The 17665-nt window shown below is 71.7% G+C and carries 17 protein-coding genes; 15 read left to right on the top strand and 2 right to left on the bottom strand.

Annotation, left to right across the window (positions count from 1 at the left end; all coding sequences use genetic code 11):
- Positions 1-79 precede the first annotated feature (79 nt).
- From recG to mutM, 8 genes are all read left to right on the top strand, one after another.
- A complete protein-coding gene (recG, locus tag ACFV46_RS10415; protein ID WP_385497747.1) occupies positions 80-2284 on the top strand; it encodes an ATP-dependent DNA helicase RecG in 2205 nt (734 codons plus the stop codon).
- Between the two features lie 106 nt (positions 2285-2390).
- A complete protein-coding gene (gene rsmD / locus ACFV46_RS10410; RefSeq protein ID WP_361926968.1) occupies positions 2391-2978 on the top strand; it encodes a 16S rRNA (guanine(966)-N(2))-methyltransferase RsmD in 588 nt (195 codons plus the stop codon).
- A gap of 26 nt (positions 2979-3004) precedes the next feature.
- Positions 3005-3484, top strand: coding sequence for a pantetheine-phosphate adenylyltransferase (gene coaD, locus ACFV46_RS10405; RefSeq protein ID WP_225994478.1), 480 nt, complete (start codon positions 3005-3007; stop codon positions 3482-3484).
- Positions 3485-3542: 58 nt separating this feature from the next.
- Positions 3543-4607: an ATP synthase F0 subunit B gene (locus ACFV46_RS10400; protein ID WP_385497746.1), complete on the top strand. Its 1065-nt coding sequence runs from the start codon at positions 3543-3545 to the stop codon at positions 4605-4607.
- A 140-nt stretch (positions 4608-4747) separates the two neighbouring features.
- Complete coding sequence (locus ACFV46_RS10395) at positions 4748-5389, top strand: YceD family protein (RefSeq protein ID WP_361926972.1); 642 nt, start codon at positions 4748-4750, stop codon at positions 5387-5389.
- Between the two features lie 2 nt (positions 5390-5391).
- Positions 5392-5565 (top strand): 50S ribosomal protein L32, encoded by a 174-nt coding sequence (gene rpmF, locus ACFV46_RS10390; protein ID WP_003951102.1) that lies wholly within the window; start codon positions 5392-5394, stop codon positions 5563-5565.
- 19 nt (positions 5566-5584) lie between these two features.
- Positions 5585-6370 (top strand): ribonuclease III, encoded by a 786-nt coding sequence (rnc, locus tag ACFV46_RS10385; RefSeq protein WP_151788276.1) that lies wholly within the window; start codon positions 5585-5587, stop codon positions 6368-6370.
- 81 nt (positions 6371-6451) lie between these two features.
- Entirely contained in the window at positions 6452-7312 is an 861-nt protein-coding gene (mutM, locus tag ACFV46_RS10380) for a bifunctional DNA-formamidopyrimidine glycosylase/DNA-(apurinic or apyrimidinic site) lyase (protein WP_376727383.1), read from the top strand.
- Here the strand turns inward: mutM and ACFV46_RS10375 are convergent.
- Positions 7285-7686 carry a helix-turn-helix domain-containing protein gene (locus ACFV46_RS10375; RefSeq protein WP_361926976.1) on the bottom strand — a complete coding sequence of 134 codons (402 nt, stop codon included), beginning with the start codon at positions 7684-7686 and terminating at the stop codon, positions 7285-7287. The genes mutM and ACFV46_RS10375 overlap by 28 nt on opposite strands.
- A gap of 159 nt (positions 7687-7845) precedes the next feature.
- Here ACFV46_RS10375 and ACFV46_RS10370 point away from each other — a divergent pair, with 159 nt between their 5' ends.
- From ACFV46_RS10370 to ACFV46_RS10360, 3 genes are all read left to right on the top strand, one after another.
- On the top strand, positions 7846-8433 hold the full coding sequence (locus tag ACFV46_RS10370) for a flavodoxin family protein (RefSeq protein WP_385497745.1): 588 nt from the start codon (positions 7846-7848) through the stop codon (positions 8431-8433).
- A gap of 133 nt (positions 8434-8566) precedes the next feature.
- Complete coding sequence (locus ACFV46_RS10365; protein ID WP_385497744.1) at positions 8567-8908, top strand: hypothetical protein; 342 nt, start codon at positions 8567-8569, stop codon at positions 8906-8908.
- Between the two features lie 28 nt (positions 8909-8936).
- Complete coding sequence (locus tag ACFV46_RS10360; RefSeq protein WP_385497743.1) at positions 8937-9713, top strand: phosphotransferase; 777 nt, start codon at positions 8937-8939, stop codon at positions 9711-9713.
- Positions 9714-9938: 225 nt separating this feature from the next.
- Here ACFV46_RS10360 and ACFV46_RS10355 read toward each other — a convergent pair whose 3' ends face one another.
- Positions 9939-11081, bottom strand: coding sequence for a CAP domain-containing protein (locus tag ACFV46_RS10355; protein ID WP_376727378.1), 1143 nt, complete (start codon positions 11079-11081; stop codon positions 9939-9941).
- A 152-nt stretch (positions 11082-11233) separates the two neighbouring features.
- Between ACFV46_RS10355 and ACFV46_RS10350 the strand changes: the two genes are divergently transcribed.
- The 4 genes from ACFV46_RS10350 to ACFV46_RS10335 all read left to right on the top strand — a co-directional run bounded on the left by ACFV46_RS10350 (position 11234) and on the right by ACFV46_RS10335 (position 17552).
- Entirely contained in the window at positions 11234-11515 is a 282-nt protein-coding gene (locus ACFV46_RS10350) for an acylphosphatase (RefSeq protein WP_062666689.1), read from the top strand.
- A 381-nt stretch (positions 11516-11896) separates the two neighbouring features.
- Positions 11897-12100, top strand: a complete 204-nt coding sequence (locus tag ACFV46_RS10345; RefSeq protein ID WP_055623302.1) for a hypothetical protein — start codon at positions 11897-11899, stop codon at positions 12098-12100.
- Positions 12101-12353: 253 nt separating this feature from the next.
- Positions 12354-15908: a chromosome segregation protein SMC gene (gene smc, locus ACFV46_RS10340; protein ID WP_376727377.1), complete on the top strand. Its 3555-nt coding sequence runs from the start codon at positions 12354-12356 to the stop codon at positions 15906-15908.
- 228 nt (positions 15909-16136) lie between these two features.
- A complete protein-coding gene (locus tag ACFV46_RS10335) occupies positions 16137-17552 on the top strand; it encodes a sugar porter family MFS transporter (protein WP_376727376.1) in 1416 nt (471 codons plus the stop codon).
- Positions 17553-17665: the final 113 nt, after the last annotated feature.

Genomic DNA, 17665 nt, shown 5'->3' with positions numbered 1-17665 from the left:
CGGCTGACCAGGGGTTTCCGGGACGTTTACCCACAAGGCCACGGCGGCGCCCGACGCGATGTCAGTGCCGTGGTGTGGAATGGATCTCGTGCCCGCACTGGACGAACCACTGAAGAAGGTGCTCGGCCCCCCCACCGCGAAGGTGATGGCCGAGCACCTCGGCCTGCACACCGTCGGGGACCTGCTGCACCACTACCCCCGCAGATACGAGGAGCGCGGTCAGCTCACCCACCTCGCCGACCTCCCCATGGACGAGCACGTCACCGTGGTCGCCATGGTCGCCGACGCCCGGCTGCACAGCTTCGCCTCCGCCCGGGCGCCGCGCGGCAAGGGCCAGCGCCTGGAGGTCACCATCACGGACGGCAGCGGCCGCCTCCAACTGGTCTTCTTCGGCAACGGCGTCCACAAGCCGCACAAGGAGCTCCTGCCCGGCACCCGCGCGATGTTCGCGGGCAAGGTCTCCGTCTTCAACCGCCGCCTCCAACTGGCGCACCCGGCGTACGAACTGCTGCGGGCGGACTCGGAGGAGGCCGTCGAGACCTGGGCCGGTGCGCTGATCCCGCTCTACCCGGCCACCGCCAAGCTGGAGTCCTGGAAGATCGGCAAGGCGATCCAGACGGTCCTGCCGAGCGCCCAGGAGGCCGTCGACCCGCTCCCCGAGTCCCTGCGCGAAGGCCGCGGCCTGGTCCCCCTCCCGGAGGCCCTGCTCAAGATCCACCGTCCGCACACCAAGGCGGACATCGAGGACGCCCGCGCCCGCCTCAAGTGGGACGAGGCCTTCGTCCTCCAGGTCGCGCTCGCCCGCCGCCGGCACGCCGACGCCCAACTCCCCGCCGTCGCCCGGCGCCCCGCAACCGACGGGCTGCTCACCGCCTTCGACGCCCGCCTGCCCTTCACCCTCACCGAGGGCCAGCAGCAGGTCTCCCGGGAGATCTTCGCCGACCTGGCCACCGAGCACCCGATGCACCGGCTGCTCCAGGGAGAGGTCGGCTCGGGCAAGACCCTGGTGGCGCTGCGCGCGATGCTCGCCGTCGTCGACGCCGGCGGGCAGGCCGCGATGCTCGCGCCCACCGAGGTGCTGGCCCAGCAGCATCACCGGTCGATCGTCAAGATGATGGGCGACCTGGCCGAGGGCGGCACCCTGGGCGGCGCCGAGCACGCCACCAAGGTCGTGCTGCTCACCGGGTCCATGGGGGCCGCCGCCCGCCGCCAGGCCCTGCTCGACCTGGTCACCGGCGAGGCCGGGATCGTCATCGGCACCCACGCCCTGATCGAGGACAAGGTCCAGTTCCACGACCTCGGCCTGGTCGTCGTCGACGAGCAGCACCGCTTCGGCGTGGAGCAGCGCGACGCCCTGCGCGGCAAGGGCAGGCAACCCCCGCACCTGCTGGTCATGACGGCCACCCCCATCCCCCGCACGGTCGCGATGACCGTCTTCGGCGACCTGGAGACATCCGTCCTCGACCAGCTCCCCGCCGGCCGCTCACCGATCGCCTCCCATGTCGTCCCCGCCGCCGACAAGCCGCACTTCCTCACCCGCGCCTGGCAGCGGGTCCGCGAGGAGGTGGAGAACGGCCACCAGGCGTACGTCGTCTGCCCCCGCATCGGCGACGAGGAGGAAGATCCCGGGAAGGCCAAGGCCGGCTCATCCGGGGACGAGGCGGAGAAGCGCCCGCCGCTGGCCGTCCTCGACGTCGCCGACCAGCTCGCCAAGGGACCCCTGATGGGCCTCGCGGTCGAGGTGCTGCACGGCAGGATGCACCCCGACGACAAGGACGCCGTGATGCGCCGCTTCGCCGCCGGCGACACGGACGTCCTGGTCGCCACGACCGTCATCGAGGTCGGCGTCAACGTCCCGAACGCCACCGCCATGGTGATCATGGACGCCGACCGCTTCGGCGTCTCCCAGCTGCACCAGCTGCGCGGCCGCGTCGGCCGCGGCTCGGCACCCGGCCTGTGCCTCCTGGTCACCGAGATGCCTGAGGCGAGCCCCGCCCGGCAGCGCCTGGCCGCCGTCGCCTCCACCCTCGACGGCTTCGAGCTCTCCCGGATCGACCTGGAGCAGCGCCGCGAGGGCGACGTCCTCGGCCAGGCCCAGTCCGGGGCCCGCACCAGCCTGCGGATGCTGGCCGTCATCGAGGACGAGGAGATCATCGCGGAGGCCCGGCAGGAGGCCGCGGCCCTCGTGGAGCGGGACCCGGAGCTCACGGGCCTGCCCGGCCTGCGGACCGCCCTGGACGCCCTCCTGGACGAGGAGCGGGAGCAGTACCTGGAGAAGGGGTGAGAGGGTCCCGTGCCAGGGACGCGACCGGATGGACCAGGCGGGTACCCGGGCCCGTGAGCGACCGGCCACACTGATACCCACAGCCGCCCACACCCGAGGACAGAAGATGACCCGCGTGATCGCCGGAGCCGCCGGCGGACGTCGACTGGCCGTGCCGCCCGGCACGGGGACCAGGCCCACCTCCGACCGCGCGCGCGAAGGCCTCCTCTCCACCTGGCAGTCGCTCCTCGGCGGCCCGCTGGACGGGGAGCGGGTCCTCGACCTCTACGCCGGCTCCGGCGCCGTCGGTCTCGAAGCCCTCTCGCGCGGTGCGAGCCACACCCTGCTCGTCGAGGCCGACGCCCGGGCCGCCCGCGTCGTCCGGGAGAACGTGAGGAGTCTCGGCCTCCCCGGCGCCGAGGTGAGGTCGGGCAAAGCGGAACAGATCATCCGCACACCGGCGCCCGCGGAGCCGTACGACATCGTCTTCCTCGACCCCCCGTACGCCGTCTCCGACGACGATCTTCGGGAGATTCTCCTCACACTCCGCACCGGGGGCTGGCTCGCCCCGGACGCGCTCGTCACCGTGGAGCGCAGCACCAGAGGCGGGGAATTCCGGTGGCCGGACGGTTTCGAGGGTCTCCGGGCCCGTCGGTACGGCGAGGGAACGTTTTGGTACGGTCGCGCCGCCTCTACGTGCGAAGACGCACGATGACCGGACCGGAGAGCGAGGGATCGCAAGTGCGCCGCGCCGTATGCCCCGGGTCGTTCGACCCGATCACCAACGGACACCTGGACATCATTTCCCGAGCCTCCAGGCTGTACGACGAGGTCTATGTCGCCGTCATGATCAACAAGTCCAAGAAGGGCCTGTTCGAGGTCGACGAGCGACTGGACCTGATCCGCGAGGTCACCGCCGAGTACGGCAACGTCCGGATCGAGGCGTTCCACGGCCTCCTCGTCGACTTCTGCAAGCAGCGCGACATCCCGGCCATCGTCAAGGGTCTGCGCGCGGTCAGCGACTTCGACTACGAGCTGCAGATGGCCCAGATGAACAACGGCCTCTCGGGCGTGGAGACCCTCTTCGTCCCGACCAACCCCACCTACAGCTTCCTGTCCTCCTCGCTGGTCAAGGAAGTGGCGACCTGGGGCGGAGACGTCTCCCACCTCGTCCCGCCGGTGGTCCTGGAGGCGCTGAACAAGCGCCTGCGGCACAGCTGATGGGGCTACAGTCGTCCCGTCCGTCTCCATCACAGCTGTAGAGAGTGGCGAGCACACGGTGGACGTGCAGAAGAAGCTCGACGAGATCGTCGCGGCGGTCTCCAGTGCCCGGTCGATGCCGATGTCGGCCTCGTGCGTGGTCAACCGCGCCGAACTGCTCGCGATGCTCGAAGAGGTCCGCGAGGCCCTGCCCGGCTCGCTCGCCCAGGCCCAGGAGCTGATCGGCGACCGCGAGCAGATGGTCGAGCAGGCCCGCCAGGAGGCCGAGCGGATCATCCAGGGCGCGCACGCCGAACGCGGCTCCCTGATCTCCGACACCGAGGTGGCCCGCCGCTCCCAGGCCGAGGCCGACCGCATCCTCGCCGAGGCCCGCCAGGAGGCCGAGGAGATCCGCGCGGAGGCCGACGACTACGTCGACTCCAAGCTCGCCAACTTCGAGGTCGTCCTCACCAAGACCCTCGGCTCCGTCGGCCGCGGCCGCGAGAAGCTGCTCGGCACCGGCCCGGGCACCGACGAGAACGGCTACGAGGACGAGGACGCCCCCGAGCGCAGTCACGACCCGGAGACCCTGCGCCGCAGCGCCGACGAATACGTCGACGTCAAGCTCGGAGCCTTCGAGGCGGTCCTCGCCAAGACCCTGGAGGCGGTCGGCCGCGGCCGGCAGAAGCTGCACGGCCGGATCGCCACCGACGACCTCGGCGCCCTCGCCGACGACATGAGCACCGTCCAGCACTCCAGCGACGCCGACTACCTCGCCGACCTCGCCGCGCTCGCCCAGCAGGACGCCCCGGCCGCCCCCGCCGAGCCGGCGGCCGTACCGCCGCAGCCGCAGTACGACCCCTGGGTCGCGCAGCCGGCGTACGGCTACCAGCAGCAGGCCGCCGACCCGTACGGCTACCAGCAGCAGGGCTACGGCGGCCAGCAGGACGCCTACGGCTACCAGCAGGCGGACCCGTACGGGTACACGTACGACACCGGCCAGCAGGCGTACGACCCGCAGCAGGCGCCCCGGCAGCCCGAGCAGACCCACCAGTCCTACGCGCTCGACGAGACCAGCCTCTTCGACACCAGCATGATCACTCCGGAGCAGCTGAGGGCGTACGAGCAGGGGCGTGGCCAGTAGCACGACCACCGGATTGGGCCATGAGCGAAAGGTCCAGTATCCTGGCTCTTCGGTCGCGCGTACGTCCGCGATCAACGCTGCCCGCAGGCACCACTGGGCGGCGAACCCCCTGAGCTCAGCAGATCGAAAGCAGGAACGGCGTGACAGCCCGCCTCGACCACCGCAACCCCCTCGTGTTCGACACACACGAGCTGGGCCGGCGGCCCGGTGCGCTGCAGCGCCTGACCCGCACGGTCGACGCCCCCAAGGACCTCGGTATCCCGAAGGTCGTCGGAGTGCCGGAAGGCGCCCCGCTGGAGCTCGACCTCCGGCTCGAGTCGGTCATGGAAGGTGTGCTTGTCACAGGCACCGCCCGTGCACGGGCCGAGGGGGAGTGCGTAAGGTGTCTGGAGCCGCTTCAGCTCGACGTGGAAGCGGACTTCCAGGAGATGTTCTCGTACCCTGACGCCGACGACCGGGGCCGTGCACACCGCGCGGAGCCCGGCGACGACGCCGAGGACGACGAGGACAGGCTCTTCCTCGAGGACGGCCTGTTCGACCTCGAGCCTGTGCTGCGTGATGCGGTGGTGCTCGCACTGCCGATGCAGCCGGTGTGCCAGGAAGACTGCCCGGGACTGTGCGCCGAGTGCGGCGTGCGTCTCGCTGACGACCCGGACCACCACCATGACGCCGTCGACATCCGTTGGGCGGCACTGCAGGGACTCGCCGATTCACTCGAACCCGGCGATAAGGACGACAAGAGCGGCGCCGAACCGGGCGTCGACGAGAAGCAGGAGAAGTAGCCGTGGCTGTTCCGAAGCGGAAGATGTCGCGCAGCAACACGCGCCACCGCCGGTCGCAGTGGAAGGCTGCGGTCCCCACCCTGGTTGCGTGCGAGCGCTGCCACGAGCCCAAGCAGCAGCACATCGCGTGCCCGTCGTGCGGCACCTACAACAAGCGCCAGGTCCTCGAGGTCTGAGCGGCTGGTGAGAGGCACTGTGTCCACGCCCAAGAAGAACGCAGCGGACAACCAGGCCTCGTCCCACACGCTGTTGGAAGGGCGGCTCGGGTACAAGCTCGAGTCCGCCCTTCTGGTGCGTGCGCTCACCCACCGCTCCTACGCGTACGAGAACGGCGGTCTGCCCACCAACGAGCGGCTGGAGTTCCTCGGGGACTCCGTGCTCGGCCTGGTGGTCACGGACACGCTGTACCGCACCCACCCCGATCTGCCGGAGGGCCAGCTGGCCAAGCTCCGGGCCGCGGTGGTCAACTCGCGCGCGCTGGCGGAGGTGGGCCGTGGGCTCGACCTGGGCGCCTTCATCCGGCTCGGCCGCGGTGAAGAGGGCACGGGCGGCCGGGACAAGGCATCCATCCTCGCCGACACCCTGGAAGCGGTGATCGGCGCGGTCTATCTCGACCAGGGCCTCGACTCGGCGGCGGAGCTGGTGCACCGCCTGTTCGACCCCCTGATCGAGAAGTCCTCGAACCTCGGTGCCGGCCTGGACTGGAAGACCAGTCTCCAGGAGCTCACCGCGACCGAAGGGCTCGGCGTCCCCGAGTACCTGGTCACGGAGACCGGCCCCGACCACGAGAAGACCTTCACTGCTGCCGCCCGCGTCGGAGGCGTCTCGTACGGCACCGGCACCGGCCGCAGCAAGAAGGAGGCGGAGCAGCAGGCCGCCGAGTCCGCGTGGCGGTCCATCAAGGCCGCGGCGGACGAGCGCGCCAAGGAGGCGGCGAACGCCGCCGCCGAACCCGACGCCGACGCGTCGGCCTCCGCCTGACCGAACAGCGCGATCCGAGCGCCCGTCCCGGCCCCGGGGCGGGCGCTCGGTCCGTATCCGCACGGTGTGGAGAGGGAGACCATGCCCGAGTTGCCCGAGGTCGAGGTCGTCCGGCGTGGCCTGGAGCGGTGGGTCGCCCACCGCACGGTCGCCGACGCCGAGGTGCTGCACCCGCGTGCCGTGCGCCGGCATGTCGCGGGCGCCGACGACTTCGCGCACCGTCTCGAGGGCCACCGTGTCGGCGTCCCCAGCCGGCGCGGCAAGTATCTGTGGCTGCCCCTGGCGGACACCGGCCAGGCGATCCTGGCGCACCTCGGCATGAGCGGCCAGCTGCTGGTCCAGCCGCACACCGCCCCCGCGGAGAAGCATCTGCGCATCCGCGTGCGCTTCGCCGACGCCCTCGGCACCGAACTGCGCTTCGTCGACCAGCGGACCTTCGGCGGCCTGTCGCTGCACGACACCACCCCCGACGGCCTGCCCGACGTCATCGCGCACATCGCCCGCGACCCGCTCGACCCGCTCTTCGACGACGAGGCGTTCCACCAGGCGCTGCGGCGCCGGCGCACGACCGTGAAGCGGGCCCTGCTCGACCAGTCGCTGATCAGCGGCGTCGGCAACATCTACGCGGACGAGGCCCTGTGGCGCGCCCGGCTGCACTACGACCGCCCGACGGCGACCCTCACCCGCCCGCGCACGCTGGAACTGCTGGGTCATGCCCGGGACGTGATGAACGCGGCCCTCGCGGTGGGCGGCACCAGCTTCGACAGCCTCTACGTCAACGTCAACGGCGAGTCCGGCTACTTCGACCGCTCGCTCGACGCGTACGGGCGCGAGGGCCTGCCCTGCAAGCGGTGCGGCACGCCCATGCGGCGCCGGCCCTGGATGAACCGGTCCAGCTACTTCTGCCCAAAGTGTCAGAGGGCGCCGCGCGTCTCGTCGTAGGTCCGGCGCGCGTCGAGCACGTCGTCCATCCGCCCCTCCACGAACTGGATGAGGCTCATCAGCCGCTCGGCCACCCCGCGACCCAGCGGCGTCAGCTCGTAGTCCACGCGCGGCGGGTTCGTCGGCTGCGCGTCCCGGTGCACCAGGCCGTCGCGCTCCAGCGCGTGCAGCGTCTGGGACAGCATCTTCTCGCTGACGCCGTCGACCCTGCGGCGCAGCTCGTTGAACCGCAGCGACCCCTCGTACAGGGCGCCCAGCGTCAGCCCGCCCCACCGTCCCGTGACGTGCTCCAGCGTGCCGCGTGAGGGGCAGGTCCTGGCGAACACGTTGTACGGAAGGTCCTGCTCCGCCGTGCGCTCCTGGGTGCTCTCCATACGGACAGCGTACTCGCATACAGCGCTGCCGCGACGGGGGCGCTATCGCCACGGTTGCGCTTTCGAATAGTTAGTGCTTTCCTTTGGTTACTGTCACCGACCGGCGGCGCGTCACGCCGTTCGATCTCTCTGTCTATCTCCCGCACCCAGGAGCACCCTGTGACCACCCCTGTCGTTTCCATCGCCTACCACTCCGGCTTCGGCCACACCGCCGTCGTCGCCGAGGCCGTGCGGACCGGTGCCGTCGAGGCCGGGGCCGAGGTGCACCTGATCAAGGTGGACGAGATCACGGAGGAGCAGTGGGCCCTCCTCGACCGCTCCGACGCGATCGTCTTCGGCTCGCCGACCTACATGGGCACCGCGTCCGGCGCCTTCCACACCTTCGCGGAGGCCACCTCCAAGCGCTGGGCCACCCAGGCGTGGAAGGACAAGCTGGCGGCCGGTTTCACCAACTCCGGCTCCAAGAGCGGCGACAAGCTGCACACCCTGCAGTTCTTCCAGATCCTCGCCGGGCAGCTCGGCATGCACTGGATCAACCTCGGCCTCCTCCCGGGCTGGAACCACAGCGCCGCCTCCGAGAACGACCTCAACCGCCTCGGCGTCTTCGCGGGCGCCGCCGCCCAGACCGACGTCGACGCGGCCCCGGACGCCGTCCACAAGGCCGACGTGGCGACGGCGGAACACCTGGGCCGGCGGGTGGCGGAGACGGCGAGGACGTTCGCGGTGGGGCGGGCGGCGGCGGCCTGACGGTCGCCGGGGAGATCGGCGCGCGCACGCCCCGGAGCCCCGCAGCGGCGCGGCCCACCGAGCCGGCCGGCGCTGGGACGGCCTCCGGGTCCGGCTTCCCCCGTCCCGCCCACCCGCCGGCGCCCACGGTGTCATGATCGACATCGTGGTCGGCAAGGGGAGCGTGGGGCGGGGCGGGCGCGGTACGTGGGCCGGGACAGCGGCGGCCGCGCTGCCGCTGTACCTGACGATGATCGCCGCGTCGGCCGGAGCCCTGGTGGACACCGCCCTGCTGGGCAACCACACGACCGCCGCCCTGGCCGCCTTCGCCGTCACCCTGGCGGTGTTCAGCCCGGCCAGCCTCAGCGCCCTCTGGGCGGCCCTGGCCCTCACCAACTTCTTCCAGACGGCCGGAAAGGCGTACTCCTTCCACCGCCACAGCGGGTACGTCGGCACGCCCAGCGCCGCCCACCCGAAGGCCATCTCTGACCGGTGAATCGCGGGCGCCCACTACGATGCCCGTCATGATCCAGGACGGTGAGTCGGCGCGCGGTGGCCTCTCGACGGTGCGCCGGGTGGGGGAGACCATTCTCAGGCCGTGGCGTGCGTGGACCCCGGCGGTGCGGGAACTGCTGCGCCACCTGGAGCAGGTGGGCTTCGCCGGCGCGCCCCGCGCTCTCGGCGACGGTCCCGTGGACGGCCACGAGGTGGTGTCCCTGCTGCGCGGCGAGGTCGGCCTGTGCCCGTGGCCGCCGGCACTTCTCACGGACGAGGGCGTCACCCAACTCGGCGGATGGCTGCGCGAGTACCACGACGCCGTACGCGACTTCCGCCCCTCGCCGGACGCCGTCTGGTGCGACCCGGAGGCCCGCTGGCGCCCCGGCCTGATCATGCGTCACGGCGACCTGACCACCTGGAACTCGGTCTGGGCCGACGACCGCCTGGTCGGCTTCATCGACTGGGACCTGGCCATCCCCGGCCACCCACTGGACGACCTCGCGCAACTCGCCTGGTACGGCGTGCCGTTGCGGCTCCCCGAGCGTCAGCGCAAGGTCGGCTTCGGCGCGGACGGCGCGCCGTTGGCCCGACGGCTGCGGCTCCTGTGCGACGCCTACGGAGCGGACCCGGCCGACGTGCTGGACGCGCTGGCCAGACTGCAACGCGACGAGACCGACCGCATAGCCCGCCTGGGCCCCCTCGGCGCGGACCCCTGGGCGGCCTTCCTACGCCAGGACTTCTTCCCGGACATCGAGGAGGAGCGAGCCTGGGCACTGGCCCACCGCGAGGAACTCCTCGTCTGACAGAGGCCGGACCTTCAGGGCGATCAATATCGCTGTCGCTCACCGGACTGAGGCTTCATGACTGGACCGTGCCGCAGTGGGCGCCCGCCCCGGCAGAGCCCGGTGGAGCGGCTCTGCGCCGGTGCCGACGCGGGGCGAGTGCCCCGGCGCCGCTGGACACGGGCGAGAACACGTCGGGCGGGACGCCGTCCACGGAGGCGTCCCGCCCTCTGACCCGGGTATGTCTCAGTACCCGAAATCCTGCGTCCACCAAGGCCCGCCCGCGCCCATGTGGACGCCGACTCCCAGGGTCTTGAAGTCGCAGTTCAGGATGTTGGCCTTGTGGCCGGGGCTGTTCATCCAGGCTTCCATGACCGCCGCCGCGTCCGCCTGGCCGCGGGCTATGTTCTCGCCGCCCAGGTCCGTGACGCCGGCCTTCGCCGCGCGGTCCCACGGGGAGGCGCCGCTCGGGTCGGTGTGGTCGAAGAAGCCGCGCTGGGCCATGTCCTCGCTGAAGTCCTGGGCCAGGTCGGCCAGGGCGCTGTTGGCGGCCAGCGGGGTGCAGCCCACCTGGGCGCGCTCGTCGTTGACCAGCCGCAGGACCTCGGCCGCGGCGGCCGCCTCCGCGGAGACTGTCACCGGGGCGCTGGTGCGCTCCTCGGCCTTCGGGGGCGTCGCCGGCTTCTGCGGCGCCTTGGTCGCCGTACGCGACGGCGTGTCCTTCGGCTTCTCGCTCGGCGTCGCCGACGGCTTCTTCGACGGCGCCTTCGTCGGCGCGGACGACGTCGTGGACGGAGCGGGCGAGGCGGGACGCTCCACGTCACGGCTCGTCGTGCCGCCGCTCTCGTGGCCCTCGGCGCTGCCCGACGTGCCGCCCAGCTCGTTCGGCGCGTTGGTCGGGCTGTCGGCGGCCTGCACCCGGTCGGTGCCGTCGCCGCCGCCGAGCCGGTAGTTGTCGATGCCGGGCACCACACCGGTGGCGACCGCGACCGTGCCCAGCGCCACCGCGGCCGAGACACCCAGCAGTCCGGTCTTCACCGGGGCCGGGCCCTTCTTCTTGCGGCGGCGGTGCGAGCCGCCCGGCAGCCGGCTGCCGGCGTCGGGCGTGAAGCCCTCGCTGTGGAAGGCGGTGGTCCCGTCGGCCGGGAAGGTGGTCGTCGCGGTGATCCGGTCGTAGCCCTCGTCCGTCGCGAAGAGGTAGGCGTCGCTCGCCGCGTAGGCCTCGGCGTACGCCTCCGGGTTCAGGTAGGGCGCGATGCCCATGGTGGGCCGGTCGCCCTGGGGGTTCAGCGGGTCGTCGCCGTGCGTGTACGAGCCGTCCGTGTGTGTGCCCCCCGCGGCGCGGCCCGTGGCGGCGCGGCCGGCGGCGGAGCGTCGGTGGCGTCCCATGTCCTGGCCTTCCTGGTCCCTGCGGTCTTCATGCCCTCACGGAACTCACACGATCAGGTGAGTTTCAAATGAGATTCATTGGGTCGGGACGGTACCGCATGGCGCCAGGGGAGAACGTGCCCTGAGGGACATCCGCCCGTTAGGTTGCAGCCATGAGTGAGGATGTGCGGTTGGTCGCCTGGGTGCGTGGACGGGTCCAAGGTGTGGGTTTCCGCTGGTTCACGCGGGCCAAGGCGCTCGAGATCGGCGGCCTGAGTGGTTTTGCTCTCAATTTGGAGGACGGCCGGGTCCAGGTGGTCGCCGAGGGCCCCCGCAAGGGCTGCGAAGGACTGCTCGACTGGCTCCAGGGAGCCGACACGCCCGGGCGGGTGGACGGCGTCACCGAGATCTGGGACACACCCCGTGGCGGCTACGACGGCTTCGCCATCCGGTGATCCGGGGGTCGCGCGCCGGCCCCGCGGAACCGGAGGGACATGCCACCGGCACCTGCCCGAAGCAGAAAGGAGCAGGTGGTTGCCAAGAAGCGCCCGTAGTGGCAAGCTCCGCTCTCACGGTGATCGTCACGCCCCCAGGGCCCCGCAGGAGTCGCCGCGTGCCGCCGTCCGGCCGTGTGCCCCAGGGTTCGCCCGCCAATACGGGGCGTGATCGTGTTGACCGTCAAACTTTTTGGTGAGACGCTGAAAGTCCCCGCGCACCTCAGCTGTTTGGCGTGGCTGAACGGCAGTACAACTCAAGGCCCGTCAAGCATCCACGGGTGCGAATCCCTCACGACCCAACCGCATCGGTCGGTCACTCAGTGTGGAGGACCATCCATCATGGCAAAGGCGCTTCTCGGTTACGTCGGCGGCTCCGACCCGCGACTCCTCGCCGAGATGCGACGGCTCCAGCAGCGCGTCCAGGACCTGGAATCCGAGCTCGTACGGATCCAGGCCGAGAACGAGGCGCTGACGGCTGCCGCTTCTCACGACAGGATCATGGAGAGCATCGACGCACACCAGGCGGAGCCTGCGCTCACCTGATCACTGCATCGCTCCACGAAAGCACGGCAGTGGTCGGGCGGCCCGTATCCAACCGCTCGGCAGTTGTCGGACGACTGGGCTTCCCGTCGTCAGAAATTGCAAGGGACGCTTCGGCGTCCCTTCTTTCTTTCCCCCCGCCTTATTGCCCCGCGCATCCTTTCACCTTCTTCAACGTCTGGTGTGCCCTCAGCGTTCACCGGCGAAACCGCACGTTCATGGAGCGAGACATCGCCGGACGGTAGAGTCCGGCGGCGTGCACCTCAAGGCCCTGACCCTCCGCGGGTTCAAGTCGTTCGCCTCGGCGACCACGCTCCGGTTCGAGCCGGGGATCACGTGCGTCGTCGGACCGAACGGCTCGGGCAAGTCCAACGTCGTGGACGCGCTCAGCTGGGTCATGGGCGAGCAGGGCGCCAAGTCGCTGCGCGGCGGCAAGATGGAGGACGTCATCTTCGCCGGCACCACCGGCCGCCCGCCGCTGGGCCGCGCCGAGGTGTCGCTGACCATCGACAACTCCGACGGGGCCCTGCCCATCGAGTACGCCGAGGTCACCATCACGCGGATCATGTTCCGTAACGGCGGCAGCGAGTACCAGATCAACGGCGACACCTGCCGGCTGCTCGACATCCAGGAACTGCTCTCCGACTCCGGCATCGGCCGCGAGATGCACGTCATCGTCGGCCAGGGCCAGCTCGACTCCGTGCTGCACGCCGACCCGATGGGCCGCCGCGCCTTCATCGAGGAGGCGGCCGGCGTCCTCAAGCACCGCAAGCGCAAGGAGAAGGCGCTGCGCAAGCTGGACGCGATGCAGGCCAACCTCGCACGCGTGCAGGACCTCACGGACGAGCTGCGGCGCCAGCTCAAGCCGCTGGGCCGCCAGGCCGCCGTCGCACGCCGGGCCGCCGTCATCCAGGCCGACCTGCGCGACGCCCGGCTGCGCCTCCTCGCCGACGACCTCGTACGGCTGCGCGAGGCGCTGAGCGCCGAGGTCGCGGACGAGGCCGCGCTCAAGGCCCGCAAGGAGGCCGCCGAGCAGGAGCTGAAGAAGGCGCTCCACCGGGAGGCGGCCCTGGAGGACGAGGTGCGCCGGCTCGCCCCGCGCCTCCAGCGGGCCCAGCAGACCTGGTACGAGCTGTCCCAGCTCGCCGAACGGGTGCGCGGCACGATCTCGCTGGCCGACGCCCGGGTCAAGAGCGCCACCTCCGCGCCGCCCGAGGAGCGCCGGGGCCGCGACCCCGAGGACATGGAGCGGGAGGCCGCCCGCATCCGCGAGCAGGAGGCCGAGCTGGAGGCGGCCCTGGAGGCGGCCGAGCGCGCCCTGGAGGACACGGTCGCCCACCGGGCCGAACTGGAGCGCGAGCTGGCGCAGGAGGAGCGCCGTCTGAAGGACGTCGCGCGTGCCATCGCCGACCGCCGCGAGGGCCTCGCCCGGCTGAACGGCCAGGTCAACGCCGCCCGCTCACGCGCCGCCTCCGCGCAGGCCGAGATCGACCGGCTGGCCGCCGCCCGCGACGAGGCGCAGGAGCGGGCCGTCGCCGCCCAGGAGGAGTACGAGGCGCTGAAGGCCGAGGTCGACGGGCTGGACGCCGGCGACGCCGAACTCGGCGAGCGGCACGAGACGGCCAAGCGGGGCCTCGCCGAGGCGGAGGCCGCGCTGACCGCCGCCCGCGAGGCCGCCACCGCGGCCGAACGCCGCCGCGCCGCGACCCAGGCCCGGCACGAGGCGCTGGCCCTGGGCCTGCGCCGCAAGGACGGCACGGGCGCCCTGCTGGGCGCGCGCGAACGCCTGACGGGACTGCTCGGCCCGGCCGCGGAGCTGCTGACGGTGGCACCGGGACACGAGGTGGCGCTCGCCGCCGCCTTCGGGACCGCGGCGGACGCCCTCGCGGTGACGTCGCCGTCGGCCGCCGCCGAGGCGATCCGCCTGCTGCGCAAACAGGACGGGGGCCGCGCCTCGCTGCTGCTGGCCGGCGACCCCGTGCCCGCACCGGAGCAGCCTCCCGCGCCCGCCGGACGCCTCGCCGCCGACCTCGTCACCGGGCCCGCCGAGCTCATGCCCGCCGTTCGCCGTCTGCTGCGGGGGATCGTCGTCGTCGGCACCCTGGAGGACGCCGAGGACCTGGTGTACGCCCACCCCGAGCTGACGGCGGTCACCGCCGAGGGCGATCTCCTCGGCGCCCACTTCGCGCACGGCGGCTCCGCGGGCGCTCCCAGCCTGCTGGAGGTGCAGGCGTCCGTCGACGAGGCCGCCGCCGAGCTGGACGAGCTGGCCGTGCGCTGCGAGGAACTGACCGAGGCGCAGCACGCGGCCGCCGAACGGCGCCGGGAGTGCGCCGCGCTCGTCGAGGAGCTGGGGGAGCGGCGCAGGGCCGCCGACCGGGAGAAGTCGGCCGTCGCCCAGCAGCTCGGCCGGCTCGCCGGACAGGCGCGCGGCGCCGCCGGGGAGGCCGAGCGGTCCGTGGCCGCCGCCGCCCGTGCCCAGGAGGCGCTCGACAAGGCGCTCCAGGAGGTCGAGGAGCTGGCGGAACGGCTCGCCGTCGCCGAGGAGATGCCGGTCGAGGAGGAACCGGACACCTCGGTACGCGACCGGCTCGCCGCCGACGGCGCCAACGCCCGCCAGACCGAGATGGAGGCCCGCCTCCAGGTCCGTACGCACGAGGAACGTGTCAAGGGGCTCGCCGGACGGGCCGACTCGCTGGACCGGGCCGCCCGCGCCGAACGGGAGGCACGCGCGCGTGCCGAGCAGCGGCGGGCGCGGCTGCGGCACGAGGCCGCCGTCGCGGAGGCCGTCGCGTCCGGCGCCCGGCAGCTCCTCGCCCATGTCGAGGTCTCGCTGGGCCGCGCAGAGCGGGAGCGCGCCGCCGCCGAGGCCGCCAAGGCACGGCGCGAGCAGGAGCTGACGGCCGCCCGCACCGAGGGCCGCGACCTCAAGGCGGAGCTGGACAAGCTCACCGACTCCGTGCACCGCGGCGAGGTCCTGGGCGCCGAGAAGCGGATGCGGATCGAACAGCTGGAGACCAAGGCCCTGGAGGAGCTGGGCGTGGAGCCGGCCGGGCTGGTCTCGGAGTACGGCCCCGACCAGCTCGTACCGCCGTCGCTGCCCGCCGAGGGGGAGCAGCTGCCGGAGGACCCCGACCATCCGCGCAACCGGCCCAAGCCGTTCGTCCGCGCCGAGCAGGAGAAGCGGCTCAAGGCCGCCGAGCGCGCCTACCAGCAGCTCGGCAAGGTCAATCCGCTCGCGCTCGAGGAGTTCGCGGCGCTGGAGGAGCGGCACCAGTTCCTCAGCGAGCAGCTGGAGGACCTGCGCAAGACCCGCGCGGACCTCCTCCAGGTGGTCAAGGAGGTCGACGAGCGCGTCGAGCAGGTCTTCACCGAGGCGTACCGGGACACCGCACGGGAGTTCGAGGGCGTCTTCAGTCGGCTCTTCCCGGGCGGTGAGGGGCGTCTCGTCCTCACCGATCCCGACAACATGCTCACCACCGGCGTCGACGTGGAGGCCCGGCCGCCCGGCAAGAAGGTCAAGCGGCTGTCCCTGCTGTCCGGCGGCGAGCGCTCCCTGACCGCGGTCGCCCTGCTGGTGTCGATCTTCAAGGCCCGGCCGAGCCCGTTCTACGTCATGGACGAGGTCGAGGCCGCCCTCGACGACACCAACCTCCAGCGGCTGATCCGGATCATGCAGGAGCTGCAGGAGGCCTCGCAGCTCATCGTGATCACGCACCAGAAGCGCACGATGGAGGTCGCGGACGCGCTCTACGGCGTCTCCATGCAGGGCGACGGTGTGTCGAAGGTCATCAGCCAGCGTCTGCGCTGAGCGCTCTCCGCCCGGCGGGCGGCCTCCTCCTGCCGCCGCTCACCTTCAACTCTTCAAGAATTGAACACATCGTGTGCGCGAGTGGTCTTCAAAGTCACACTCCTCAGCCTATTGACTTCGAAAGTTGAAGGCATAGGGTCACCAGCGTTGCTTTTTCCTTCAGGTATCACGGCCTGAAGGGGCTGACCCCCCATCCGGCAGCGTTGCCGAGGGCCCGAGGAGTTACACGTGACCAGCACAGCGCAGGCGCAGCCCGCACGAGCCAGAGCGGCTCACCCCGAACATCTCGGGCACGTCGTCTTCATCACCGCCGCGGCCGCCATGGGCGGCTTCCTCTTCGGCTACGACAGCTCCGTCATCAACGGGGCCAACGGCGGCATCCAGGCCCGGTTCGACCTCAGCTCCGGCGTCACCGGAACCGTCGCCGCCAGCGCCCTGCTCGGCAGCGCCCTCGGTGCCGCGATCGCCGGCCGCATAGCCGACCGCATCGGCCGTATCCGCGTCATGCAGATCGCGGCGGTGCTGTTCGCCGTGAGCGCCGTCGGGTCCGCGCTGCCCTTCGCCGCCTGGGACCTCGCCGCCTGGCGTGTGCTCGGCGGTATCGCCATCGGTATGGCGTCGGTCATCGGCCCGGCCTACATCGCCGAGGTCGCCCCGCCCGCCTACCGCGGCCGGCTCGCCTCGTTCCAGCAGGCCGCCATCGTCATCGGCATCGCCGTCTCCCAGCTCGTCAACTGGGCCATCCTCAACATGGCCGACGGCGCCGAGCGCGGGCAGGTCGCGGGCCTGGAGGCCTGGCAGTGGATGCTCGGCGTGATGCTGGTGCCCGCCCTCGTCTACGGGCTGCTCTCCTTCGCCATCCCCGAGTCCCCGCGCTACCTGATCAGCGTCGGCCGCATCGCGGACGCCAAGAAGGTCCTCGCGGACGTCGAGGGCGACATCGACCTGGACGGCCGCGTCGCCGAGATCGACGAGGCCATGCGCAGCGACCACAAGTCCACGTTCCGGGACCTGCTGGGCGGCCGCTTCGGCCTGCTGCCGATCGTGTGGATCGGTATCGGCCTGTCCGTCTTCCAGCAGCTGGTCGGCATCAACGTCATCTTCTACTACTCGAACCTGCTGTGGCAGTCCGTCGGCGTCGACCCGTCGAGCTCGTTCTTCTACTCGTTCGAGACCTCGATCATCAACATCCTCGGCACCGTGATCGCGATGATCTTCGTCGACCGTCTCGGCCGCAAGCCGCTCGCCCTCATCGGCTCCGTCGGTATGGGCGTCTCCCTCGCGGCCGCCGCCTGGGCCTTCTCCTTCCAGCACGGCAACGACCCGCTGCCCACCGCGCAGGGCTATGTGGCGCTGATCGCCGCCAACGCGTTCGTCCTGTTCTTCGCCCTGTCCTGGGGTGTGGTCGTCTGGGTCATGCTGGGCGAGGTCTTCCCGAACAAGATCCGCGCCGCCGCCCTGGGCGTGGCCGCCTCGGCCCAGTGGATCGCCAACTGGCTGATCACGATCACCTTCCCGGACCTGGCGGACTGGAACCTGTCGCTCACCTACGTCATGTACGCGGTGTTCGCCTTCCTCTCCATCCCCTTCATCCTCAAGTTCGTGCCCGAGACCAAGGGCAAGAAGCTGGAGGAGATGGGCTGACCGCCCCGGACCCGGGGGGAAGGGCCAAGTCCCCGCTGCCCCTCTCCCCGTAACCCGCCGCCGCCCCGGCTCGGCCACTGCCCGAGCCGGGGCGGCGCCGTCGTGCCCGGGCC

It is taken from the genome of Streptomyces sp. NPDC059852 (genome assembly GCF_042731455.1).
In the GTDB taxonomy this organism is placed as follows: Bacteria; Actinomycetota; Actinomycetes; order Streptomycetales; family Streptomycetaceae; genus Streptomyces.
The sequence above is the reverse complement of the archived record's forward strand: the minus strand, read 5'-3'. Positions and strand labels throughout refer to the sequence as shown.